Origin of the sequence: Pseudoalteromonas rubra (genome assembly GCF_004212645.1) — a bacterium.
Lineage (GTDB): Bacteria > Pseudomonadota > Gammaproteobacteria > Enterobacterales > Alteromonadaceae > Pseudoalteromonas > Pseudoalteromonas rubra_G.
The window spans coordinates 54489-77953 of sequence record NZ_PPUZ01000032.1 but is presented as its reverse complement, the minus strand read 5'-3'; the positions used below and the strand labels follow the sequence as shown (position 1 = coordinate 77953).

Sequence of the window (23465 nt, the reverse complement as noted above, 5' to 3'; positions counted from 1 at the left end):
GGCTTGATAAAAGGCTACAGATTCTCGAGGAAATCCTCATCGAACTCTTCTGGCTCCTCCTCAACGGGCGGGTTGCCATCGTGGAGCTCATAAAGCTGACGCTGAAAATACACGTCTTTGAGGAAAATATACGGGTCGAGCGACTCGTTAAGGAGCTTTTCCTGTGACATCAGGCTGGCTCTTGCCTCAACGGCGCGCAGGGCAAATACCAGAATAGTTTGCGGCGTAGACAGCGCAATTTCTGGCAGCACAACGTTATCGACCACATCACCGGTGAGGTTACGAGCCGTTGAGGGGCCATAACCTGGGATCATCAGATAAGCACCATCCCCAACCCCCCAAACACCCAGCGTCTGACCAAAGTCTTCATCTTTGTGTTCCAGGCCCAGCGTCTTAGCCACATCAAACAGACCAAAAATACCCACGGTTGTATTCACCAAAAAGCGCGCGACATTGACACCCATATCGCCCGGTTTAGCCTGCAAGGCAGCATTCACGGCATCAGTGGGTGCGGCGAGGTTGGTGGTAAAGTTAACCAAGCTGCTGCGTACCGGCGCCGGTGTGATGGCAATATAGCCTTTCGCAGCGGGGCGCAGGATATAAGCATCCAGTACGTCCATATTAAAGTCATACAACGGACGGTTGATTGACTGGAGCGGATCTCGTGCGTCTTGTTTTTCTTCGGGGACTTGCGCACACCCTGATAAAATTAGCGCCAAAGTGGCGCCAACAAGTTTTTTATACATTTAGCTTCCTGTGCTGGTTATAACACGACTGATAGTGACCGCCACCTGCTGTGCTTCTGGAGTCAGGGTAATGGTCTGGGTCACGCCTTCTAGCTCACCGCTTTGCAATCCCACATTGCCGTCCACTGAAATACGTGCTGTAACAACCACTTCTTTAAACCCAGATAGCTTCAGGTTAGGCATCATCGCCATACTATCGTCCAAGTTGACACTTAATGGCAAGTTAAAATCTGTAAGTTTGGCCACCGCCAGTGGCATAGGCGGGCCCTCAGCCGCTTTAGCAAAGACAAATAGCGTCGCATTTTCGGGAATTTTATCCTTCAGCTCATCCGCAAGCGTCACCGACACCTGCAAGCCATCCGCCGGCATCGCAGGCTGTGTCGCTTGTGCTGTGCTCAGCTTGTCGTCCAGATCGGCGATACGTTGCTTGATCATTGCATAACGCGGGTCGTCCTGCGTCATGCTCGCAAGCAAGACTTCGAAGGCTGCTTTAGACTCTTTCCAGTCCTGACGCTCATAAGCGATCAGCGCCAGCAAAGAAATCGCATCGATATTACGTGGCTCACGTTGTAGCACCTGAGACAACATGCGGGCAGCGCGGTTCATAGCGTTTTCAGAGCCCTCAACCAGCAGCGCCTGGGCATAGCTGACCTTAACATTGCTGTTATTGGGTTGCATTGCCAGCGCTTTATCAAATGCCTGCATCGCCATTTCAAAGTCATTCAGCGACATTGCAACACGGCCCAAAAGCATCCAGGCAACCGCATCGTCACCGCTGTTTGCCAGTTTAGTACGCAGGCCCAGTGCAAACGCCTGAAGCTCATTCGGGCTCAGTGGCTCACCCGTTTGCATCACCGCACGCTGGCCATACTCGGGTAGCATATCAACGGCTTTATACCAGTCAGCAATTTGTTTTTGGCTGCCGGTAAAAGAGTAGAATACCGCACTGACGACCAGCAGGAATGCCACACCTGTGGCGGCAAGCACCAGGTTGTTACCACGTGTGTCGAGCGTACGCTCCGGTGACAGCTCGTTCAGTAGTCGACGCTTGAGCTCCAGCACAGATTCATCGTGGCTGCTTTGGTCAATACGCTGATTGGCCAGCTCTTCAGCCAGCTCCTGTAAACGCTGCTGATAAATGTCTATGCGCTCGGCATTGGCATCATGGTCCACAGCGACCAGCTTGTCGCGACGGAAAAACGGCATCACCACAAACAGGCCTGCCAGCACAGTCAAAAGCGCAAACATGCCCCACATTTGCATCATGTCATTCATGAAGTACGCTCCTTACGCTGGCTTTGTTTAATTAGTTCAGCCAGTTTTTGTTCATCTTCCGGACTCCAGCTTTGCTTGCGGGCAGCTTTTTTCTGTCTGAATACAATAAAGCCAAAACCCAGCACCAAGATCGCCACAGGCATCACCCATAATACGATGGTGGCCGGGGTAACGGGCGGCTGGTAATGAACAAAGTAACCGTAGCGGTCAATCATAAAGTCGATGACTTCCTGCTTAGATTTACCTTCCTGAACCATGTCCAGCACACGGTCGCGAAGGTCTTTGGCGACCACGGCATCAGAATCCGCAATGTTTTGGTTCTGACACTTAGGACATCTTAGTTCCTGCACCAGCTCTTTAAAGGTCTGCTCTCGTTCGGCGTTTTTGAACTGGTATTTATCTTCAACAGCATGGGCACTGAGCGACCACAGGCCTGCCAGTAATGCCAATGCCAGCATTAGTTTTTTCATGGTTGCAACTCCTGAATTGCCGGAGCAAATTTGCTGCGCCACACGCGCGGATTAATGTCGCCGGTGTGGTGTAAAATGATCTTACCGTTTTTATCTACCAGGAAAGTTTCCGGCGCGCCCGAAACCCCCAGATCCAGCGCCAATGTGCGCTCCAGGTCGAGGATATTAAACTGGTAAGGGTCACCTGCGCGAGACAGCATTTGCTGTACGTCGGCACGCAGGTAGTCTATGTCGAACTGATCGCCAAAATCGGGATCATAGGCTTGCTCATAGTACAAACCGATGATCCGCACGCCCTGCTCGCGCAGCTCAGTCAGATAACCCAGCTCCGCAATACAGGTCGGGCACCAGGTGCCCCACACATTCAGCAGGTATACCTCACCCAGCAGGTCCTGATCGGTCCAGCGCTTTTGTTCATCCATCAGATCGGGCAACTCAAACGCCGGCATGGTATGACCCAGGCGGCCGGTTTGCAGCTCTCTGGGATTGCCAAACAAGCCCTGATACAAGAACACACACAACAATACAAAGATCAGCAGTGGCACCAGGCCTAAAAACTTCTTGTTCATTATGCGTGCTCCACAGAGGGTTGCTTACGGCGACGATAACGCTTATCGGCCAGGACAATAAAGCCCGCCAGGGAGATCAGAATACCGCCCAGCCACATCCAGCGAACATAAGGTTTATGGTAAATACGCAGCGACCAGGCACCATTACCCATGGACTCGCCCAGCGCCAAGTACAGGTCACGATAGAAGCCATCGTCAATTGCCGCTTCGGTCATAAACTGCATACCCACATCGTACAAACGTTTTTCTGCATGCAACAGGGTGACATACTCGCCGTCCTTAAATACGGTGACTTCACCGGCATGGCCGCCATAGTTAGGGCCACGGATCTCATTCACGCCTTCAAAGCGATACTCATATTCATTCAACGTTGCGGTTTCACCTTTTTTCATCACCACTGAGCGTTCAACTGAATACGCTGACGTCAGGGTCACACTGGCAATCACAAATGCAATACCCACATGGCCCAGCACCATCGCCCAATAGCTCATGCCCAGACGTTTCAGACCCTGAGCCGTGCTTGGGTGCACACTCACTTTTTCAACCAGATCAACCACAGTGGCGATACAGATCCACACTGCCAGTGCAGTTGCCAGATAAGTCAGCGTGCTGATGTCATCAAAGCTGGAGAACAGCCAGGTGCTGGTGATCACGATAGTGGCAACAAAAATAGCGGCCCACTTTTTAGCCAGCGGTGGCAACTTGTTTTGCTTCCAGCGCAACATAGGCGCGATACCCATTAAGATGGCAAACGGCACAATCAGGATGGCAAACATCTGGTTAAAGAAAGGTACACCAATCGAGATGGAACCCAGTCCCAGCTCTTTATGGATCATTGGCAAGAGCGTGCCCAGCAATACAATCAGAGTTGCCACAACCAGAAAGATGTTATTCACCCACAAGCCAACTTCGCGTGACACAAGCTTGTAGCGGCCTTCGCTGTACACCTGGCTCACACGTAGCCCATAAAGTGCCAGACTGCCGCCCACCACTAAGGCGAGGAAAGAGAGAATAAACAAACCACGATCGGGGTCGGTGGCAAACGCGTGTACCGATACGATGATGCCGGAACGAACAATAAACGTACCTAACAGACACAAACTAAATGCGGCAATAGCTAATAAAACAGTCCAGGATTTGAACACGCCGCGTTTCTCTGTAATAGCCAGCGAGTGCAGAAGTGCAGTTGCCACCAACCATGGCATCAAAGAGGCATTTTCAACCGGATCCCAGAACCACCAGCCACCCCAGCCTAGTTCTGCATAAGCCCACCAGCTACCTATGGTAATACCTAAAGTCAAAAAGCCCCATGCGGCCATAGTCCAGGGACGCGACCATTTAGCCCAGGTGTTATCCAGCTTGCCAGTTAACAGTGCGGCAATTGCAAAAGAGAAAGACACAGATAGTCCCACATAGCCCATATAGAGCAAAGGGGGGTGAATGATCATGCCAGGGTCTTGCAGCAGCGGGTTCAAATCGCGGCCTTCTACCGGGTAGTAAGGCAGCAAACGCTCGAACGGGCTCGACATCCACAGGGTGTATAGCATAAAGCCCACGCCCAAAAAGCCCAGCACACCGAGTACGCGCGCGCGCAGTACCCAGGGCAGAGATTTAGACATCATGGCGACCAAAGCCGTCCAGCTTGCCTGCATTACCAGCCACAACAGGATAGCACCTTCATGGCCACCCCAGGTCGACGTAACCTTGTAATACCAGGGCAGCGTACTGGAGGAATGGTGCGCTACGTAAGCCACAGTAAAGTCATCGGTGAGAGTGATATAAATCAATACACCAAAAGAAAACAAAACCAGCAGACACTGACCCACGGCCAGTGAAGGCGCTGTACGCATCAGGCGTAAGTTGCCGGTATAAGCGCCCCAGAGAGGAAAAATACACAACAGCAGGCTCAGGCCCATGGCCAGAACCAATGAAAAATAACCTATCTCAGGGATCATACTAGTTCTCGCTGTTTAAATTATATTTGGGTTTTTCGTGCTTGATCCCTTTCACGGCCTCAGCTATCTCGGCTGGCATATACTCTTCGTCGTGTTTTGCCAGCACTTCAAATGCTTCAATGACATTAGGTTCAACCAGTGTGCCCTGCGCAACAATACCCTGACCCTCTCGGAACAAATCAGGCAAAATACCGTGGTACTTGATGGTAACCATAGGGCCGGTGTCAATGAGCTTAAAGGTCACATCCAGAGACGTTTCTTCTCGGTCCACACTGCCAGGCACAACCATGCCGCCGATGCGCAGCTTCTGGCCAATATATGGCAGCTCTTTATCGGGGCCCTTACCTTCAATCAGCTCGCTGGGCGTATAAAAGAGGTTAATATTTTCTTGTAACGCATACAGGGTCAGACCAACTGCTGAGCCGATCCCGAATATCACGGCCAATACGGCAAATAAGCGTTTTTTACGTCTTGGGTTCATGCTTTAGCCTCCTCTTGGGCCTGCTTGATACGTGCTTCACGCTTCATTTGCGCATCGACTTCACGCTTAATACGCTTAGCATCGTTTAACGACGCCCATACCAAGCCCAGCAGGATAAAGGCACAGCTACCAAACGATAACCAGACATAAAAGGCGTAACCGCCCATATGAAAAAAGTCACTCAAAGATTCAAACTGCATACTTAACCTCGACTAACCAGCTGGCGCACCCAGGGGCGGTGCTTCTCGACCTGAAGGATCTCGTTTTTAAGACGGACCAGTGACAGCGCACCTACAAAGGCGGCAAACCCTAAAATATTGATCAGCAACGGCCATAACATAGACGGATCGATGGCAGAGGTATCAAACTTGGTGATGGTTGAGCCCTGGTGCAGCGTGTTCCACCACTCAACAGAGAAATGAATAATCGGTAAGTTGATCACCCCAACAATGGCCAGAATACAGGCCGCTCTGCCACCGGATTTTTTGTCCTCAAAGGCGTGATACAAAGACAGTACACCAAAGTACAAAAACAATAGGATCAGTTCAGAGGTCAGACGCGCATCCCAAACCCACCAGGCACCCCACATAGGTTTCCCCCAGGCAGCGCCCGTGATAAGAGCAATGGCGGTCATCGCCGCGCCAACCGGCGCAATGGCAATCACGGCCAGTTCAGCATTACGAATTTGCCACACCAGCGCAACGATTGCGGCAATGGCCATAGAAGAATACGCCCCCATCGACAAAATAGCCGAAGGCACATGAATAAAGATAATGCGATAGCTGTCCTTTTGCTGATAATCCGCCGGGGCAAATGCCAGGCCCCAGATCCATCCTACGGCGATACAGACCGCCGTCACGGTAACAAAGTACGGAAGCAAGGTGTTACACAATTGGTAAGCACGCTCCGCTTTTGCATAGGGATGTAACCACTTCCACATTTTAACTTACACTCACTCTTAAAGCTGACGATATGGCAATTGGCGCCGTGACGATGGCAACGGCCAGCATGGCACCAAGGATCGCAAGTTGTCCGCCATAAGCGACCGACATACTGGCGGTATCAATGGCAGAGGTTGCGAAAATCAGAACCGGGATATACAAAGGCAAAACAAGCAGACTCATCAAAATACCGCCTTTTTGCAGACCCACGGTTAATGCGGCGCCTATGGCGCCAATAAAACTTAATAACGGCGTTCCAATCAACAATGTCAGAATGGTTGCGCCCAGTGCCTGGCTGTCGAGGTTCATCAACAGCGCAAATAACGGTGCCATCAGCACCATAGGCAATCCGGTGATGGTCCAGTGCGCGGCCACTTTGGCCAGCACAGACAAAGACATAGGATAGGGTGAAGCTATCATTTGCTCCAACGATCCGTCGGCATAATCATCGCGAAATAGCTTGTCCAAACCCAGCATGGTCGACAGCAACGCGGCTACCCAAATGATACCTGCAGCCATGCGCCCCAGCAAGGCCGGTTCGGGCCCAATTGCCAACGGAAATAACGAAATAACTATCAGAAAAAACAGAAGCGGGTTTACGATTTCGGCGCGTTGGCGAAAAGCCAAAGTAACATCTTTACGATAAACAGCGACAAATAAATGCCAGTAAGAATGCTCAACCTTCATTAATGGCGGTACTCCAGAGCCAGGGTTTTCAGGGAGCTGAACTGAGTCGTCAGATCCTGGTGGGTAGTCAGTAAAATAGCGCCGCCATTTGCCAGGTGCGATTCAAACTGCTGTTGCAGCAGCGCGACACCTTTTTTGTCGAGCGCAGTAAAGGGTTCATCGAGGATCCACAGGCGGGCTTTATTCAACCATAGCCGCACCAGCGCGACCCGACGTTGCTGGCCTGCGGAGAGGGTCCGCACGGGGACGTCTTCCAGCCCAACCAGGCCAAGCTGGCCTAGCAGCGTATAGATTTCTTCTTCACCTGCTCCGTAACCGTGCACCTGTAACCAGTACTGGACGTTTTCATAGGCAGTCAGTTGCTGGTTTACACCGGTTTTGTGTCCGATAAATAGCAAAGACTCGGCGAAAGTGTCGTAGTCCCGACTGATGTCGTGGCCTTCAAAACAGATCTGGCCTTCGTCGGCACGGGCAAAACCCGCGATAATACGTAATAAAGACGTTTTACCTGCACCATTTGGGCCTTCAACTTGCATGATCTGACCCGCCTGAAGCGAAAAACTCAATGACTCAAATAAACAGCGGTCCTGTTTTACACACGTGACGGACTTAATCTCTAGCAAGGCGCGACTCTCTGACGCTAAAAAATTGGGCGTTAGTCTATCATAATGGTAGGGTAATACGAATAATTGGATGCGACCGATCAACGAAAATTTGATTTAAAATAATGAATAAGCCGACGATTTCTATTCAAAACAATGCACATTTGGCCACATCACAGCTGAATGAACGCGGGTCATCAGCAAACACGACCGCAGCGACTGAACAGACCTTCAATGCCCGCAACTTGGTGATCAAACCCGACAGCATTCAAATGGAGGTGACCATAGATGGCCGCTGGCAAGGCGTACGACTGGCCAGTCAGAGCCAGTTACAGCAGCCGCTGAAATTACCCGAAGCCGAGGTTAAGCTCAGTACCGATGGCACACTGCTGACGGTCAGCACACCAGAACTGAAACTACAGATCAAACCCGCGCAAACTTTGCTGAGCCTGCTGAGTCTGATCAAAGGGCTTGGCGGGCAAAGTGCGTTGCAGCTGGATGCGCAACTCAAAGGCAACAACCAGTCGACCTTGATGCTGGAAAAAATTGGCCTGGCGCTGCCGGTCCCCCCTGCCCTGGCAGACTTACTCAAACAAGAGAATAAACTCGTCGCCAATCTCAGTGCACGGCAGAATAACTTGCTGCTGCAGATTTTTAATGCCTTTGGTGATGAGCTGATGAAAGCCCCGGTTAGTAAACACAAACTGACCTCTTTACTTGCGCAACTTGGCAATCAGGAGCAACCCAAGATTAAGCTTGGCCGCAACAGCGCCACATTACAGCTTGCCAACCAGCAGGTCGAAGTAAAAACCCCTGAAGCCCAGAGTGCGCTGAAGCTCAACAGCTGGTTCAATGCTCAGCTAAAAGCCCAGCCGGACGGACTGCAAATCGGCGTAGCCAGGCAATCAACTGAGGTAAAACTGGTCACGCCTTTGCAACAGGCACTGCCCAAGCTGGCCACACAACGTTTCGCCGCTGAGCTGGAAAAAGCCATTAGCCCAGCACCTGACAGTAAATCGACACTCAGCTACGACAAGCCTTTGCTCAACGTATCAATGGCAGACATTAAACAAACGGTTAAACAAGCCCTGGGACAGCTACTGTCCAGGCCCTTTTTCAACACCAAACAAGTCCAGGGTTCTCAAGCACCGACTGCCACTCAACCGCCTACCACGGCTGCAAAATCACCGAATGCGACTTTACCTCAGATTGCAGCCAACAATGCAGCGCTGGTACTAAAAAGCATGACACCGGTACACAGCCAACCCCTTTTACAGCTGCTGGATAACGTAGAGCAAGTATTTACTAACATCACTAAGCAGGCTACTCCTAAAGGTAACGTGCAGGCCCCTTTATCAGCTTCAAGTAGCCCAGTCGCTGAACGCAATACCGGCTCGGCACCAGCCGGGGCAACGCCACAGGAACCCGGCAAAATCAGTAAGGCTTTGTCACAAGCACCTGCGCCGATACCGGCCTCCGCCTCTGCTGCCAAAGCCAAAGAGGCACAAGCGCTCGCACCTGCGACAACAGACAAACCCGCTGTTGCCTCGCAGCCGTCCAGCGCGTTTACTCAACGCCTGGCAATACTTCAACAGGTCTTTGCTGCCGTGGTTCCTCAACAAAAGCCTTACAGCGCACAGCTTATAAACCCTCAGTTACAACAGGCACAGACACTGAGTGACGAGTCGGCAGCTAAACCCGCTGACAACCAGCCAAGCCAAACGAGCTTAGCAAAAGCTGAGCAGGCAGCATCGGCCAAACCCAGTTTATCTTTACCAATCGCCCAGATTTTGAGTAAAACACTGCGCCAGATAGAAGCAACACCGACACAATCTGGTCCCCTACTGCAACAGCAGCTCAGCGAAACCCTGTCCGCGACACAGCAATTTCGCAGCCCGCAATCGGCAGACCTGATGCGCCTGGTGCATCAGGCCTTCAGTAAAATGATGGACGAAACACGCCACTCCCCGGAGCAGGTCAGTCATGAGCTGTTTGCACGACTGCCGGCGCTTGCCAGCCAGATCCAACCCGCTCTGACCAATAATAGCTTTGCTCAGGCACTGGACAAGCTCATAGTGACTTTACTGGGTACTCAGCTTACTGCCAAAGCCCAGGACTTACCGCCACAAATCAGTCTGGAGCAGCGTGTTGCGGCCCTGGTCGAAACCCTGCAACCCGGCACCAAACTCTCGTCTCCCGGTCAGTTTATTCAGGCGGTGACTCAGCAAGCTCAGTCTCGTCTGATGGACGACCTGGCGCTGTTGCAAAACAACTTGGCTAACAATGCCAGTCCGCAACCGCTGGCGCAAAAATTCGATAGCGAAAGCCAGTTGCTGATCAACTTATTTATGCCCCTCAAATTGCCGCAGGAATGTCGCCAGAGTGAACTACAGATAGGCAAGTATAAGAAACCCGCCAAAGCCAGTATGCCGGAAAAACAAGTGTGGTTTGTGCGGCTTAACTTTGATTACGCCAAGCTTGGCCAGTTAAGTGTACAAGCGGAGCTGATGGACAAAGCCGTCGACTGCGAGATTGTTGGCGACAGTGCGTCTGTTTGCCAGCTGGCCCAGCCCCACCTGGATGCACTGCGCAGCAAGCTGGCCGCACATGGTCTTCAGGTGGGGGAGATAGAGCTACGCGAAGATGCCTCTCAGGTGAAGCATTTTTACGACAGCCACGCCATTGTGAGTATTCAGGTGTAACCCAAATTTTACTCGTCAGGATCACGGCATGTCCGGGCAGCTTTCACTTTTGACCATATGTTCTACAGTTGTAGCGCAAGTCTGACTTGCCTAACACTACATCACATATGCAAAGGAGAACGCTATGTCTTCGCACCACCCGCACCTTGGCTGTGCCTGCTGTAACTACCAATTGTTTGGCCATGCCGTACAAAGCGATAATAACCAGTCAGATAAGGGGATTTTCAATCTCGATAAACTGCTGATTGCCGCAGAGCATTACATAGATGATTACATTGCCAATCAGTTTGTCAGGCCCCCTCAGCAGCACAGGATTTTTTACGGCGGTACTATTCGTACGCTCGAAAGCGGTGATGTAAACAAAACCGTTGAAGCCGTTGTCATCGAGCATGGGCAGATAGTCCATACGGGTAGCCTGACTGACTGTCAAAACCAGTATCCACACGCCGAATCTGAAGATTTACAAGGGGCCTGCATGTTACCCGGGCTGATTGAACCACATGTTCATTTGACTCCCACAGCATCTTTTAACGCCTGGCTGCAGCTCGCACCGTTCAGAGAAGGCGTAGAAAGTGGCGGTGATAACAATGATCAGTATTTAATTGGCAAAGACTACAACAAGAAGTCAGTGTCAGCGCTGTTGCTCAAAGCAGCAAAAGCACTCCCCTCTCACCGCAAATGGCTGCTGGCCTTTGGAGTCGACCCCAGCCAGTTTAACCCTATCACCACAACATCTGCGGACGGCTCTGTCAGTCCAACGCCCTGGGAGGACTTCAACTGTACTGAGCTGGACGACATCAGCAAACAGGCACGCTCAGGCAAAGACGATGATATTTGTATTTTTATTATGAATGCATCTGGCCATGTTGCTTACGTCAACACCAATGCGCTTAAAGCTGTGCAACGCGCGCAGCACTCAGGCGAACTGCCCGTCAACGAAAATGGTATCTTACTTGAATCGGATCAGATTGGCCCGGTGATCAAAGTCGCGCTGGAGCAGTACTTTGTAGAACACCCTCAGGGCATCACTGAGCTGTTTGGCAATTTACAAAAGATCTTTAAGCTCGCGCTATCACGAGGTGTCACCCTTATGTGGGATGCGGCTCTTGGCGCGTCTTTGAAAAACGCTGAGCTGGAGATATTAAGTAAAATGGCCAGCAGCGGCCTTGCCGGATTGCGCCTTGGCGGTGCGTTATTCTATACCACGGCTGATCAGTGGAGCAAAATCACGCCAACCGAACCCAGCCATTACCATACGAACTGGTTCAATATTGCCCATGCCAAAATCGTCAGCGATGGCTCTAACCAGGGTCTGACCGGATATCAGCTCACCAAATATCAATTCCCGGACAGCAATATTAACGATGAATTCCCCTATGGTGTTTGGAATTTCAATCCACCGGATGGTGAAGCGGATCATGAAGTTGAATCTCCGTTTCTGGCACTGGTGAGTGAGTTAGACACGCGCGGCTGGTCATTGATGATCCACGCTAACGGCACACATGCTATAAATAATACCATCATGGCGTATCGTGATGCACTCCATAACCAGGAAAAAGCGGGACTGGAAAAACGCCATCGCATTGAGCATGCTTCTTTACTGAGCGATCAGAACCTGGCTGATATGGACTATCTGGGCCTGTCGCCAAGCTTTTTGATAGGACACGTGGGCTACTGGGGCTATACCTTCAAGCATAAGGTGTTTCCTCAGCAGTCGGTTGTTGAACATCTGGATCGCACCGCCTCTGCGGCTCAACATGCACTGCGCTATACCCTGCACAGTGACCATTTTGTTTCACCCATTGGGCCACTGCGTATGATGGAGCAGGCCGTAACCCGCATGATGGAGGACGCCCCTGAGGAAGCCTATCAAAATGGCCACCCGCCAATTCTCAATGAGCAAGAGTGTGCCACCATGGCCCAGGCCCTGCGCGCCGCAACCTATGATGCCGCCTGGCAGTGTCATATGGACCACCTGATCGGTGAACTGGTGGTTGGTAAACAGGCCGATCTGGTTATTCTGGATGAAGATCCCTTAACACGCCCTGCAGTCGGGTTGAGAGATGTGCCTGTCCGCCAGACCTGGGTAAATGGCAGATTGTGTTATAATAACTAAACTGGCAGCCCTTATCCGGATATAAATCCGGGTAAGGGGTTTTTATCTGACGGTGTTACATGCTACTTTGATACTAAGATGTCTGTAGTCGTTAAATGTTATGGAACAAAAAACCGCCATTGGCCTGTTATATGAAGCGGGTAAGTCGCCCGAAGTTGTTTGCAAGGGTTTTGGCGAGCTTGCCGAAGAGATCATTGCACTTGCCAAAGAAAAAGACATCATGATCCATGAAGATGCTACTTTGGTCCAAACGCTCAGCCAGCTCGACCTGCACGAAGAAATCCCCAAAGAGCTCTACTATGTGATTGCAGAGCTAATCGCTTTCTCTTATGTTCTACGTGGTAAATTTCCACCCGGCTGGAAACATTTTCAGGGCAAGCTGAATATAAAGGCCTGACCCCCTTTCTCAGGGGTTCTCGATTGCGCAGAATCGAGATGTAAGAAAGTACACAGCCAACGAAAATGCAGATATGTTCTGGCGTTTGTCGCTGGCTGGTGATGAGCAACCCTAAGATTGCTTGTTGTGTAGGGACATTAACAGTTCGGCTTCGGCGCGGGGTAGTTCACACTCGCGCATGATTTCTTCTATGTCTGCGCCCAGTTCTACCATTTTAACTGCGCGTGAATAAATCTTGGCGTCTGGGTCGTCGTACTTTTGCGCAGCCTGTTGCTGGGCCAAGTCCTTTGCGTAGTTCTCGCAGGCAACCAGGCGTTTACCAATACTTAGTACACTGGCGCGAACTTCAGCAATTTCACTACGTAAAATAGCCACTTGTTCATTTTCTCGCTTCATATGCTGAAGCAGTTTGCCATGTTCATTGTTTTGTCGTTGTACTTTTTTACTCAGCGCAAAAATAAACCCCAAGCACACTAAACATAGCAGGCTTGAGGCAATGACCAGGAGCAATAAAATCTCGTTTTGGGTTACTGCTTGCACGGGTTATATATGACTCAACTCATCCCACTCATCATCGCTGAGTAGTTTGTTCAAATCAACCAGGATCAGTAGCTCACCTTCGCGATTCGACACGCCCTGAATAAACTTAGCACTCTCTTCAGTACCAATGTTTGGCGCGCTATCAATCTCGGAGCTGCGCAGGTAAACCACTTCGGCTACGCTGTCGACCAAAATGCCGACAACTTGTTTTTCAGCTTCGATGATCACGATACGAGAGTTATCAGTGACCTCTGAGCTTGGCAGCCCAAAGCGAGAGCGCGTGTCGATAACCGTAACCACGTTACCACGTAGGTTGATGATACCAAGCACGTAAGTTGGCGCGCCCGGCACAGGGGCAATCTCGGTATAGCGTAATACTTCTTGTACCTGCATTACGTTAATGCCGTAGGTTTCATCCTCTAGCTTATAGGTAACCCACTGAAGGACTTCATCATTACTATCTGCATTTTTATCAGCCGAAAGTATTCTCTCTTGACTCATGATTTTACTCCAGTTAGATGCTAGTTACTGCTCTCGGCTATCGAGGCCATGCTCTAGCAATCGATTTAAATTCTCAACATCTATCAGTGCGCACATTTTTTCTTTAATGACGCCCGCCAGCCATGGCCTTTTACCATCAGCCGTTCGCCATTTAACGTCTTCTGGTTTCAACGTAATATTATTAACCAGATTTTCGGCCAACAAGCCCCACTGGCTATCGCCCAGCATGATCAAGTACTGGTAATCCAGCTTTTCTTCCAGCTCAGGTGTGAACTTCTCCGGCATCACCCAGCGGGCTGTATCGACCACATTGAGTTTTTCTTCCCGGTTAAGCATCACGCCTTTAAACCATTTTGGCTTACCAAACAATTGATTAACTTCGGTAAGCTGATGTATACCACCCAGCGACTTTAAAGGCACTGCCAAAGTCAGCCCGGCTACTTCGAAGAACAACGCCTGAAATTCATTTTCCAGGTACGCATCACGCGCACGAGCTGGCATAGCCTGCTCTGCTTCTTCTTTGATAATAGTAGTATTTTCAGTTATCTCAAGATCATCGGCCGGGGTTATTACGGGTTCTTCCTCGGCGATTTCCTGGGGCGTTGCTGTTTCGGCCTGAGCCTGTACAACAGCTTGCTCAGATGGCTCTTGTGTAACGGCATCCTCTGAACTTGACACAGCATGACGCGTTGCAACATGCTCTTCTTTGGCCTCTGGCACCGATTCCAGCAGCTTAGCCACCGGTGCGAGCGCAACCTCGTCTTCCTCTTCTTCGCGTAACAAGGCGCCCAGATATTGCTTCATGACCTGTTCATTGGCAAACAGATGCTTACTCATTACTACCTCTATCCACTTCTGCCAGATGATCCAGTAAGGCACGGTAAGCATAGACACCACGCGATTTTGGACAAAATTGCACTGGCACTTGCTGCGCCAAACTGGCATCTCTGAATTTAGTATCAACCGGGATCACCCCAGGCCAGACTTTATCCTGATAGGTCTCGACTAAAGACTTATAGGCTTCAAGCGATGCTTTGGTGCGCTTATCATACATAGTTGGTACTATAGTATATTGATATTGCTTGGAATGCGAACTTTGCATTAATGACATTGTGCGCATCATGCGATCCAACCCCTTCAACGCCAGAAACTCGGTTTGCACCGGGATCAAAATACGCTCGCTCGCGGCCAAAGCGTTCACCATCAGCACACCAAGTACGGGCGGACAATCCAGAATAGCATAGTCGTAATGCTCACTAATCTTGGCCAGGGCTTTTTTCAGTATTAGTCCCATGCCAGAGCGGTTGCCCATGCTGCGATCGAGCGTCGCAATCGCCATGGTCGCCGGCAGTATATCCAGGTTTTCTATGGTTGAAGGACACAGAGCCTGAAGAATTTCCTCACTGGCCATATTGGAGCCACGAATAAAAATATCATACACGCTGACTTCCAACTCTTCCGAATCTATGCCGAAGTAATATGTTAATGATGCATGCGGATCTGTGTCTATCAGCAATACACGCTTCCCCTGAAGCGCCAGGATCCCACCGAGACTCACTGTGGTGGTGGTTTTACCCACCCCGCCTTTTTGGTTCGCTACCGTCCAGATTTTCACGTTATTTTTTTATTCCTTCGGCCAAACACAGACACGCATTGGGGCATAGTTGAATTATGCGCAGCCTATTTCTTTGTTTATTCTCAGCGCCACATCCTGTAAGGCAATGTCCTCCGATGAAATGCCCGCACTGGCAACGGCTTGCGGCATACCATAAACCACACAGGTTTTTTCATCCTGAGCCCAGATAGTCGCACCACTTTGTTTCAACATTCTGGCACCATCTCTGCCATCCGCGCCCATGCCCGTGAGTATGACTGCTAAGACGTCCCCGCCGTAGGCTTTCGCAGTACTGGCAAAAGTCACATCAACGCTGGGTTTATAGGTAATACGCGGGCTGTCGTCTTCAAACACTTTAAGCGTTTTACTGCCGCCTCTGGATTCAACCAACATTTGCTGGCCACCAGGCGCGAGATAAGCAACACCAGGTTGCAAGCGATCGCCCTGCTCCGCTTCTTTCACTTTGATTTTACACAGGCTATTTAAACGCTGTGCAAATGCCGGTGTGAATGCCGCAGGCATATGCTGGATCAGCAATATTGGGTGCGGAAAGTTTGCAGGCAACTGGGTTAAAATAGTCTGAAGTGCAACCGGCCCGCCCGTAGACGTGCCAATAGCAACGATTTGGTATTTTTTTCCTGACGCCTTAAACGACGCCCCTGAACTGGGCGTATCCGCCGCAGGCCGTGAGAAGGAGCGATCTGGTTGCGCTATCGGTTTAGCCGTTGAGCGCAGCCCGGATGAGGCTGGGGTGCTGCGCGCAGGCGCAGGTGCCGGCGATGAACTAATAGGCCGGGTAAAACGGCTCACACGACGTCGGCCAATCTCTTTCACCTTGTTTTGCAAAGAGCGGATCGCGTCTTCACTGTTGCGGGCAATGTCTTCAAACTTTTTCGGCAAAAAGTCGACAGCACCGGCATCCAGTGCATCTAAGGTGGCGCTTGCACCTTCACGGGTCAATGACGAAAACATTAAAATGGGAGTCGGCGAGCTTTGCATGATCTGCTTTACCGCACTGATCCCATCCATCACTGGCATTTCCACATCCATGGTGATGACATCCGGTCTGAGTTTGGCTGCTTTATCAACCGCTTCTTGACCATTTACCGCAAAGTCAATCACCTGAATTTCAGGATCTTTTTCTAGTATTTCACTCACTCGGCGACGAAAGAAGCTCGAGTCATCTACAACTAATACTTTAACTGCCATTGGCATTGCTCTTTTATTCGTTACAGATCCGAAAAGTGGTGTCAAAGACACCACTTTGTCGGTATAAACGCCAGTTATTTACTTACCGGCGTAATATTTTAACATGCTGGGGACGTCCAGAATCAGCGCGATACCACCATCAGATGTGATGGTTGCACCTGCCATACCGGGTGTGCCTTGTAATAAGGCATCCAGTGGTTTGATCACCACCTCTTCCTGGCCAATCAGTGAATCCACCACAAATCCAACTTGCTTAGTGCCCATCTGAACAATGACCACATGCCCTTCGGCTTTGCGGGCTGTTCTGTCTGCGCCTTTCACTAACCAATGTTCCAGATAGAACAGAGGGATCGCTTTTTCACGCACTATGATAGTCAATTGGCCATCAACCACATTGGTCTTAGTCAAATCCAGGTGGAATATTTCGCTCACCCCGGCAAGTGGCAGTGCAAATGTCTGCTGGCCAATCATTACCATCAGTGTGGGCAAAATGGCCAATGTCAGTGGTACTTTGATTTCCAGTATGGTACCTACACCCAGTTCAGACTGGATATTAACAGAGCCATTAAGCTGGGTGATCTTGGTCTTAACCACGTCCATGCCAACACCCCGGCCAGAGATGTCAGAAATTTGTTCTTTGGTTGAGAAACCAGGTGCAAAAATCAGGTTGTAAGCTTCATTGTCCGACAGGCGGCTTGCCTGATCGGAGTCGATAACCCCTTTGCTGATCGCAATCTTTTTCAGTTTCTCAGGGTCCATACCCGCACCATCATCGCGAATGGTCAACAGAATATGGTCGCCTTCTTGCGAAGCGGATAAGGTGACAGTACCGGTTCTGGATTTACCTGCGGCTTCACGCACGTCAGGCATCTCAATACCATGGTCTACCGAGTTGCGCACCAAGTGAACCAAGGGATCGGCCAGTGCCTCAACCAGGTTTTTATCCAGATCGGTATCTTCCCCTTCCAATACTAAGCTAATGTCTTTTTTAAGACTGCGCGCTAAGTCACGAACAACCCGAGGGAAGCGACCAAATACTTTCTTGATGGGCTGCATCCGGGTTTTCATTACCGCGCCCTGCAAGTCTGCCGTGACCACATCCAGGTTCGAGATAGCCTTGCCCATAGACTCGCTATTGGAGTTATTTGCCAAGCTCACTAGTCGGTTACGCACCAACACCAGCTCACCGACCATGTTCATGATCTCATCGAGACGCTTGGTATCAACGCGAACGGTTGTCTCAGCTTGTGCCGCAGGCTTTTTAGCCGCCGCTTTATCAGCCACGGGTTTATTCTCTGCTGGCGGCTTAGCCGCCGGTGCTGGCGCAGGTTTGGCAGCAGGTGCACTTGGCGCTTTTGTCGCAGGCGCCGCCGGCTTAGGTTCAGGTTTTGGCGGTGCTTTTGGTTCTTCTTTGGGTGCAGCTACTTCCGCTTCTGTTGACTTTGGCGCTTGCCCTTTACCATGCAACTCATCCAGCAAAGCTTCAAATTCGTCGTCGTTGATTTCATCATCGTCACCGCCACCCGACGCAGGTGCCTTCTCAGAGGCTGCGGGTTGTGCAGGTGCCGGTGTAGGCGCAGCGGCAGGTGTTGCACCAAATTGTCCAACTCCGTGCAGCTCGTCTAACAAGCTGTCAAACTCGTCATCGGTAATATCGCCGTCGTCACTGCTCGATGGAGCGGGTGTCGCTTTGGGTGCAGCAGGTGTGTCAGAGGCTGCTGAAGGACCATTGCCGGAGCCGTGCAGCTCATCCAGTAAGCTTTCAAATTCTTCTTCTGAAATTTCATCTATGCTGTCTGAGCTCTCTCCATCGACTGCGTCGACGGGGTCCGATGGTGCATCGAACAGCACATCATCTGCACTGGGCGTTGAAACAACCGGTTCTGGCTCAGCTGCTGGGGCTGAAATTTCTTCGTCTGCTGATTGTGGTTGGCTAAGCTGATGCAACACTTCCAGCAAATGCGGGTCTGCGGGCTCAGGTTGCTCTCTATTTTGAATACATGAGAACATTTCATTGATGGTGTCGAGTGACTGCAAAATGACATCCATCAGTTCTGCTGTTACCTGACGCTGGCCCTGACGCAAAACATCGAACACGTTTTCCGCACCGTGACAAGCATCCACCAGTTCCGTCATACTCAGGAAGCCAGCGCCCCCTTTAACAGTATGGAAACCACGGAAAATCGCGTTCAACAGCTCTTTGTCTTCCGGATTATTCTCTAGTTCGACAAGCTGCTCAGATAACTGTTCGAGTATTTCCCCAGCTTCAACAAGAAAGTCTTGTAAGATATCTTCATCGACTTCAAAGCTCATTCGCATACTCTCCTATTAGAAGCCCAAACTCGACAACAGGTCATCAACTTCGTCCTGCCCGGATACGACATCATCTCGAGACTCAGCGTCCATAATTGGACCCTCAGGACCTGATAACTCATCAGCAACGGGGGTGGCTTTAGTTTGTGACTGCGGCTGGGCTGCAGTTTGTTGACTTTCATCAGCGCTGCCAAATACAGTCAACAAGTGAATTAGGCTGTCTTCAACTTCACGAACCAGCTCAATGACACGCCGGATCACCTGTCCGGTTAAATCCTGATAATCCTGTGCCATCAAAACATTGGTCATCAGATTCTGTAGTTCATCTGTACGGCCTTTTGACGACTGCATAAAACTGTCAAGATCGTGACACAAAGACTTGAACTCTCCGAGCTGGATATCCCGGCTCATTAGCCTGTCCCAGGTGGGCTTGATTTCAGAGAGTTCATCGGCAAGTTCTTGGGCTAAGGGAAGACTCGCTTCTACGGCATCCATGGTTTTGTTCGCAGCACTTTCGGTCATTTCCATGACGTAATTGAGGCGCTGCTTGGCATCTGGAATGGCTTCTGTCGTGAGATCTGCTAAGCGCGTATCCAACTCAAAGTTCTTCAGTGATTCATGAAGTTGTCGAGTCAGCTTACCTACTTCAGCAAAAAGCTCTGATTGTTCTTTATTAGTGGCCTCAATTAATATCTCATCAGCCTTTTCCTGCTCACCTTGTTCTAGGTATTCAACGAGCAGTTTAGCCTGTTCCAGAGTTATCTGTGGCACAGAAGATGTTGACATAAGCCTACCCTTATCAATACTAGCCTAAACGCTCGAACACTTTTTCTAGTTTGGTTTTCAGGGTTCCTGCCGTAAACGGTTTAACGATGTAACCATTAACTCCAGCCTGGGCAGCAGCAACGATTTGTTCTTTCTTCGCTTCCGCTGTTACCATGAGCACTGGGATGTGTTTAAGCTTGTCGTCAGCACGAATTGCACGTAACAAATCGATACCTTGCATGCCGGGCATATTCCAGTCAGTTACGACAAAGTCGAATTCCTGATTTTGCAACATTGGAAGTGCCGTACTGCCATCATCAGCCTCTTGAACATTGGTAAAGCCTAAGTCTCTTAGCAGGTTTTTGATTATTCTTCTCATCGTAGAAAAATCATCAACCACGAGAATTTTCATGTTCTTATCCAAAACTTCCTCCGGTGAGGTTTGAACCTATATTGTAAAACTAACTCTAATTGATCCAGTCATTGATCTTCGCTCTGAGCTTGATCATTGCTTGACCGTGAATCTGACTCACTCGAGATTCGCTGACCTCTAAGATCGCGCCAATCTCTTTTAAATTCATCTCGTCGTTATAATACAAAGACAACACCAAGGCATCTCGCTCAGGTAAAGTCTTGATAGCATTGACTAACGACTCGTTAAAGCGCTCATTTTTAACATTATTGAATGGTTTGTCTAGCGCAAAATCGTTGCCTGCGGGAGAAATTACGTCTTCGTCGACCCCCAGGTCTTCAATGCCGATAACTTTACTCGCATTGACATCATGTAAAATATGATGGTACTCATCTAGCGTAATATCAAGTTTTTCAGCGATTTCAGTATCTTTTGGTTCCCGCCCAAGCTGTGATTCAAGCTCAGCAATGGCTTCTGCAACCATCCGGCCGTTTTTGTGTACAGAGCGGGGAGCCCAGTCGCCACGGCGGATCTCGTCAATCATTGCACCGCGAATTCGAATACCGGCAAAGGTTTCAAAACTTGCGCCTTTACTGGCGTCAAAATTTTTGCACGCTTCAATTAGCCCAATCATGCCCGATTGGACTAAATCGTCTAACTGAACACTGGCTGGTAACCTTGCTAATAAATGACAGGCCACCTTTTTTACCAAAGGCGTATGACGCTCTACCACCTTACTAAGATGGTCCGTCGTTTTATATCCCGCCATGCGGTTGACCGGTGAAGCCATCGTTAACCGTTTACCAGTTGCTCAATAAAGAATTCCAAATGACCTGAAGGTTGATGGGGAATGGGCCACTTGACAGCTTTGCTGGCCAGGCCTCTGAATGCCACGGCAGCAGGTGAATTAGGGAAAAGCTCAACGATGGTTTTTTGACGGCGCGATGACTTACGCATGTTTTCGTCAAATGGGATCGTGGCAACCAGCTCTAAAGCAACGTCCAAAAAGCGGTCGGTTACCTTTGAAAGCTTGGCAAACAGCTCTTGCCCTTCACGTAGACTGCGCACCATATTGGCGACAATCTTGAATTTGTATACGCCATGCTCACGGCTCAAGACTTTGATCAGTGCATAGGCATCGGTGATGGAGGTTGGCTCATCACACACCACAACCAGAACATCCTGGGCTGCACGTGAGAAACTTAAAACCATATCAGAGATACCCGCCGCAGTATCGACGATTAAGATGTCAAATTCGCTACTCAGCTCGCTAAACGCACGGATTAAGCCTGCATGTTCGGCAGGAGTTAACTCAACCATACTCTGCGACCCTGAAGTTGCCGGAACAATGCGGATCCCAGCCGGGCCTTCAACCAGTATTTCGTCTAGTTCACATTCGCCAGACAATACATGCGATAAATTTTTCTCGACCCTTAAGCCCAGCATAACGTCACAGTTAGCCAAACCTAAGTCAGCATCAAGCACCAAGACCCGATTACCCTGCTGTCCTAACGCGATGGCAGTGTTGAGGGATACATTGGTTTTACCTACTCCACCTTTACCACCAGTCACTGCGATTACTTTTACACTGTGGTTATTTTTCTGGTTCATTCTCCGCAGGCCACTTGCTTGATCTAAAACTGTATTAATCATACATTCCTACTGTCTGGGACGCCACTGGTACACGTCGCGAATGTTGTGCTTTTGTTCTCTTTAAATACAATTGCTCAGCCTTTTTGACTAACTTCTGAGCGTTTGCCACGCGAATGTCTTCAGGCACTCGCTGACCATTGGTAAGATACCCTATTGGCAGACGATTTTGAATCGCTATGCTAATTATCTCACCTAAACTTAGACTTTCATCAAGTTTTGTAAAAATACAACCACTTAAATTGACTTTTTTGAAGTGATTGACGGTTTCTTGCAGTACATGCATTTGTGCAGTTGCACTTAATACCAGGTAGCTGCGAATGTCAACACGGCTGCTACGCATCAGCGTGTTTAATTGCTCTGTCAGGCGCAAATCACGCTGACTCATACCTGCCGTGTCTATTAATATTAGACGCTTATTACGTAAATGATAAAGAACCTCGGCAAGTTCATTAGCATCTTTTACTTGCTTGACAGGACAGCCGATGATCCGACCATAGGTTGCCAGTTGCTCATAAGCGCCGATACGGTAGGTATCTGTGGTGATCAGTGCCACATTATCAGCACCATATTTTTGTGCACCCAGCGCTGCTAATTTTGCAACTGTGGTGGTTTTACCAACCCCTGTAGGCCCAACCATGGCATACACGCCACCCTGGCGCAAAATGTCGTTGTTAGTTGTGTGCATCTGATTAACGACCATGTTAAGTAGCGCATTCCATGCTTCTTTACGAGACACGTCATCAGGAATAAAGCACGCCATTTGCTCAGCCACTTCAGCGCCAATGCCCATGCCTTTAAGACGGTCAACCAGACAAGCGCGAGTTGGGTCACGACGCGCCATTTCCTGATTCATCAGTCCGGACAGCTGGAACTCAAGCAACTGGCGGATAGCATTCATCTCATCGCGCATGGAAGACATTTCATCTTCGTTGACTTTTTTCTGCGCGGCTGGCTCATCACCGAAGCCCTGATCCAGGTCGTCGCCAAACTCCCACGAGGAAGCGCTTTCACGGCCGTCAAAATCATGACTTGATGCCTCAAAACGAGGCTGACGTGCGCTCTGAGGCGCAGCTTTAGCTGGCGCTTCTTTGCGCGACTGCACACCAAACATATCATCGGTGTTAATACCAGACTGAGAAAACATTGAAGCAAGCTCGGGCGACTTAGGACGAGGGGCTTGACGCTCAAGCAAGGCTTCCAGGCTGTCAGCAACCTGAGCCTGTTTTTGTGGCTCTGGGCGACGTGGTTGAGGACGGACCATTCTTGCAGGCTGGCCGTAACCAGTTTGCGCACTTTGTTGAGGCGCCGCCTGACGAGGCGCTGCCTGTTGAGGAGCAGGCTGCGCGGCCTGAGGTGCAGGTGTACGGTCATTATCTACCGCAGCGACAATTTCTACGCCGTCAGCCAGTTTTTTATTCGACATGATCACCGCGTCTGCACCTAGCTCTTCTTTCACTTCTTTCAAAGCCGTACGCATATCTTTTGCAAAAAAACGTTTAATTTTCATGGTCAGCCC

At 50.0% G+C, this 23465-nt stretch carries 24 protein-coding genes; 3 read left to right on the top strand and 21 right to left on the bottom strand.

Going from position 1 to position 23465, the window contains the following annotated elements; translation table 11 throughout:
• Window positions 1–14 precede the first annotated feature (14 nt).
• Genes C3B51_RS12185 through ccmA form a run of 10 tightly spaced genes read right to left on the bottom strand, consistent with a single transcriptional unit; the run spans window position 15 to window position 7747 of the window.
• Entirely contained in the window at window positions 15–746 is a 732-nt protein-coding gene (locus tag C3B51_RS12185) for an MlaA family lipoprotein (RefSeq protein WP_130245200.1), read from the bottom strand.
• Window positions 747–2021: a c-type cytochrome biogenesis protein CcmI gene (gene ccmI / locus C3B51_RS12180; protein ID WP_430929842.1), complete on the bottom strand. Its 1275-nt coding sequence runs from the start codon at window positions 2019–2021 to the stop codon at window positions 747–749.
• Entirely contained in the window at window positions 2018–2491 is a 474-nt protein-coding gene (locus tag C3B51_RS12175; protein WP_130245199.1) for a cytochrome c-type biogenesis protein, read from the bottom strand. The genes ccmI and C3B51_RS12175 overlap by 4 nt, the downstream gene beginning before the upstream one ends.
• Window positions 2488–3060 (bottom strand): redoxin family protein, encoded by a 573-nt coding sequence (locus tag C3B51_RS12170; protein WP_130245198.1) that lies wholly within the window; start codon window positions 3058–3060, stop codon window positions 2488–2490. Before C3B51_RS12170 ends, C3B51_RS12175 begins: the two co-directional genes overlap by 4 nt.
• Complete coding sequence (locus C3B51_RS12165; RefSeq protein WP_130245197.1) at window positions 3060–5015, bottom strand: heme lyase CcmF/NrfE family subunit; 1956 nt, start codon at window positions 5013–5015, stop codon at window positions 3060–3062. Before C3B51_RS12165 ends, C3B51_RS12170 begins: the two co-directional genes overlap by 1 nt.
• A gap of 1 nt (window position 5016) precedes the next feature.
• Window positions 5017–5496 (bottom strand): cytochrome c maturation protein CcmE, encoded by a 480-nt coding sequence (ccmE, locus tag C3B51_RS12160; protein ID WP_125720826.1) that lies wholly within the window; start codon window positions 5494–5496, stop codon window positions 5017–5019.
• Window positions 5493–5696: a heme exporter protein CcmD gene (ccmD, locus tag C3B51_RS12155; RefSeq protein WP_054015643.1), complete on the bottom strand. Its 204-nt coding sequence runs from the start codon at window positions 5694–5696 to the stop codon at window positions 5493–5495. Before ccmD ends, ccmE begins: the two co-directional genes overlap by 4 nt.
• Before the next feature lie 2 nt (window positions 5697–5698).
• On the bottom strand, window positions 5699–6436 hold the full coding sequence (locus C3B51_RS12150; protein WP_125720824.1) for a heme ABC transporter permease: 738 nt from the start codon (window positions 6434–6436) through the stop codon (window positions 5699–5701).
• Window position 6437: 1 nt separating this feature from the next.
• The gene (gene ccmB, locus C3B51_RS12145) at window positions 6438–7124 is read right to left on the bottom strand and encodes a heme exporter protein CcmB (protein ID WP_046003892.1); all 687 of its coding nucleotides are present in this window, start codon (window positions 7122–7124) and stop codon (window positions 6438–6440) included.
• Window positions 7124–7747 carry a cytochrome c biogenesis heme-transporting ATPase CcmA gene (gene ccmA / locus C3B51_RS12140; RefSeq protein ID WP_130245196.1) on the bottom strand — a complete coding sequence of 208 codons (624 nt, stop codon included), beginning with the start codon at window positions 7745–7747 and terminating at the stop codon, window positions 7124–7126. Before ccmA ends, ccmB begins: the two co-directional genes overlap by 1 nt.
• Window positions 7748–7851: 104 nt before the next feature.
• On the opposite strand from ccmA, the gene C3B51_RS12135 reads away from it, so the two are divergent.
• The 3 genes from C3B51_RS12135 (at window position 7852) to C3B51_RS12125 (ending at window position 12941) form a co-directional block, all read left to right on the top strand.
• On the top strand, window positions 7852–10428 hold the full coding sequence (locus C3B51_RS12135) for a flagellar hook-length control protein FliK (protein WP_130245195.1): 2577 nt from the start codon (window positions 7852–7854) through the stop codon (window positions 10426–10428).
• Between the two features lie 124 nt (window positions 10429–10552).
• Window positions 10553–12544, top strand: a complete 1992-nt coding sequence (locus C3B51_RS12130) for an amidohydrolase (protein WP_130245194.1) — start codon at window positions 10553–10555, stop codon at window positions 12542–12544.
• A gap of 100 nt (window positions 12545–12644) precedes the next feature.
• Window positions 12645–12941 (top strand): EscU/YscU/HrcU family type III secretion system export apparatus switch protein, encoded by a 297-nt coding sequence (locus C3B51_RS12125; protein WP_010385716.1) that lies wholly within the window; start codon window positions 12645–12647, stop codon window positions 12939–12941.
• A gap of 111 nt (window positions 12942–13052) precedes the next feature.
• Here C3B51_RS12125 and C3B51_RS12120 read toward each other — a convergent pair whose 3' ends face one another.
• From C3B51_RS12120 to flhF, 11 genes are all read right to left on the bottom strand, one after another.
• Entirely contained in the window at window positions 13053–13457 is a 405-nt protein-coding gene (locus tag C3B51_RS12120) for a DUF2802 domain-containing protein (protein WP_430929757.1), read from the bottom strand.
• 27 nt (window positions 13458–13484) lie between these two features.
• Entirely contained in the window at window positions 13485–13982 is a 498-nt protein-coding gene (locus C3B51_RS12115; RefSeq protein WP_010385708.1) for a chemotaxis protein CheW, read from the bottom strand.
• A gap of 24 nt (window positions 13983–14006) precedes the next feature.
• Window positions 14007–14819 carry a chemotaxis protein CheW gene (locus C3B51_RS12110; protein WP_125720814.1) on the bottom strand — a complete coding sequence of 271 codons (813 nt, stop codon included), beginning with the start codon at window positions 14817–14819 and terminating at the stop codon, window positions 14007–14009.
• The gene (locus C3B51_RS12105) at window positions 14812–15597 is read right to left on the bottom strand and encodes a ParA family protein (protein WP_046003897.1); all 786 of its coding nucleotides are present in this window, start codon (window positions 15595–15597) and stop codon (window positions 14812–14814) included. The genes C3B51_RS12110 and C3B51_RS12105 overlap by 8 nt, the downstream gene beginning before the upstream one ends.
• Before the next feature lie 54 nt (window positions 15598–15651).
• Window positions 15652–16806, bottom strand: coding sequence for a protein-glutamate methylesterase/protein-glutamine glutaminase (locus C3B51_RS12100; RefSeq protein WP_130245193.1), 1155 nt, complete (start codon window positions 16804–16806; stop codon window positions 15652–15654).
• 78 nt (window positions 16807–16884) lie between these two features.
• Entirely contained in the window at window positions 16885–19119 is a 2235-nt protein-coding gene (locus C3B51_RS12095; protein ID WP_130245192.1) for a chemotaxis protein CheA, read from the bottom strand.
• A 15-nt stretch (window positions 19120–19134) separates the two neighbouring features.
• Window positions 19135–19905: a protein phosphatase CheZ gene (locus tag C3B51_RS12090; RefSeq protein ID WP_125720806.1), complete on the bottom strand. Its 771-nt coding sequence runs from the start codon at window positions 19903–19905 to the stop codon at window positions 19135–19137.
• A 19-nt stretch (window positions 19906–19924) separates the two neighbouring features.
• Window positions 19925–20308, bottom strand: coding sequence for a chemotaxis response regulator CheY (gene cheY / locus C3B51_RS12085; RefSeq protein ID WP_010385696.1), 384 nt, complete (start codon window positions 20306–20308; stop codon window positions 19925–19927).
• Between the two features lie 43 nt (window positions 20309–20351).
• Window positions 20352–21086, bottom strand: a complete 735-nt coding sequence (locus tag C3B51_RS12080; protein WP_125720804.1) for an RNA polymerase sigma factor FliA — start codon at window positions 21084–21086, stop codon at window positions 20352–20354.
• A 2-nt stretch (window positions 21087–21088) separates the two neighbouring features.
• Window positions 21089–21949, bottom strand: coding sequence for a MinD/ParA family protein (locus tag C3B51_RS12075; RefSeq protein WP_046003902.1), 861 nt, complete (start codon window positions 21947–21949; stop codon window positions 21089–21091).
• Window positions 21942–23456 carry a flagellar biosynthesis protein FlhF gene (gene flhF, locus C3B51_RS12070; protein ID WP_130245191.1) on the bottom strand — a complete coding sequence of 505 codons (1515 nt, stop codon included), beginning with the start codon at window positions 23454–23456 and terminating at the stop codon, window positions 21942–21944. The genes C3B51_RS12075 and flhF overlap by 8 nt, the downstream gene beginning before the upstream one ends.
• Window positions 23457–23465 lie beyond the last annotated feature (9 nt).

What these genes read in the sequence shown, in the direction of transcription:
- C3B51_RS12175 (WP_130245199.1), bottom strand. Translation starts at nt 2,491, where the DNA reads ATGAAAAAACTAATGCTGGCATTGGCATTACTGGCAGGCCTGTGGTCG.
- C3B51_RS12150 (WP_125720824.1), bottom strand. Translation starts at nt 6,436, where the DNA reads ATGTGGAAGTGGTTACATCCCTATGCAAAAGCGGAGCGTGCTTACCAA.
- C3B51_RS12110 (WP_125720814.1), bottom strand. Translation starts at nt 14,819, where the DNA reads ATGAGTAAGCATCTGTTTGCCAATGAACAGGTCATGAAGCAATATCTG.
- C3B51_RS12080 (WP_125720804.1), bottom strand. Translation starts at nt 21,086, where the DNA reads ATGGCTTCACCGGTCAACCGCATGGCGGGATATAAAACGACGGACCAT.
- C3B51_RS12185 (WP_130245200.1), bottom strand. Translation starts at nt 746, where the DNA reads ATGTATAAAAAACTTGTTGGCGCCACTTTGGCGCTAATTTTATCAGGG.
- C3B51_RS12165 (WP_130245197.1), bottom strand. Translation starts at nt 5,015, where the DNA reads ATGATCCCTGAGATAGGTTATTTTTCATTGGTTCTGGCCATGGGCCTG.
- C3B51_RS12135 (WP_130245195.1), top strand. Translation starts at nt 7,852, where the DNA reads ATGAATAAGCCGACGATTTCTATTCAAAACAATGCACATTTGGCCACA.
- C3B51_RS12170 (WP_130245198.1), bottom strand. Translation starts at nt 3,060, where the DNA reads ATGAACAAGAAGTTTTTAGGCCTGGTGCCACTGCTGATCTTTGTATTG.
- C3B51_RS12130 (WP_130245194.1), top strand. Translation starts at nt 10,553, where the DNA reads ATGTCTTCGCACCACCCGCACCTTGGCTGTGCCTGCTGTAACTACCAA.
- C3B51_RS12075 (WP_046003902.1), bottom strand. Translation starts at nt 21,949, where the DNA reads ATGATTAATACAGTTTTAGATCAAGCAAGTGGCCTGCGGAGAATGAAC.
- C3B51_RS12095 (WP_130245192.1), bottom strand. Translation starts at nt 19,119, where the DNA reads ATGAGCTTTGAAGTCGATGAAGATATCTTACAAGACTTTCTTGTTGAA.
- flhF (WP_130245191.1), bottom strand. Translation starts at nt 23,456, where the DNA reads ATGAAAATTAAACGTTTTTTTGCAAAAGATATGCGTACGGCTTTGAAA.
- C3B51_RS12100 (WP_130245193.1), bottom strand. Translation starts at nt 16,806, where the DNA reads ATGGCAGTTAAAGTATTAGTTGTAGATGACTCGAGCTTCTTTCGTCGC.
- ccmB (WP_046003892.1), bottom strand. Translation starts at nt 7,124, where the DNA reads ATGAAGGTTGAGCATTCTTACTGGCATTTATTTGTCGCTGTTTATCGT.
- C3B51_RS12125 (WP_010385716.1), top strand. Translation starts at nt 12,645, where the DNA reads ATGGAACAAAAAACCGCCATTGGCCTGTTATATGAAGCGGGTAAGTCG.
- ccmE (WP_125720826.1), bottom strand. Translation starts at nt 5,496, where the DNA reads ATGAACCCAAGACGTAAAAAACGCTTATTTGCCGTATTGGCCGTGATA.
- ccmD (WP_054015643.1), bottom strand. Translation starts at nt 5,696, where the DNA reads ATGCAGTTTGAATCTTTGAGTGACTTTTTTCATATGGGCGGTTACGCC.
- ccmI (WP_430929842.1), bottom strand. Translation starts at nt 2,021, where the DNA reads ATGAATGACATGATGCAAATGTGGGGCATGTTTGCGCTTTTGACTGTG.
- C3B51_RS12115 (WP_010385708.1), bottom strand. Translation starts at nt 13,982, where the DNA reads ATGAGTCAAGAGAGAATACTTTCGGCTGATAAAAATGCAGATAGTAAT.
- C3B51_RS12090 (WP_125720806.1), bottom strand. Translation starts at nt 19,905, where the DNA reads ATGTCAACATCTTCTGTGCCACAGATAACTCTGGAACAGGCTAAACTG.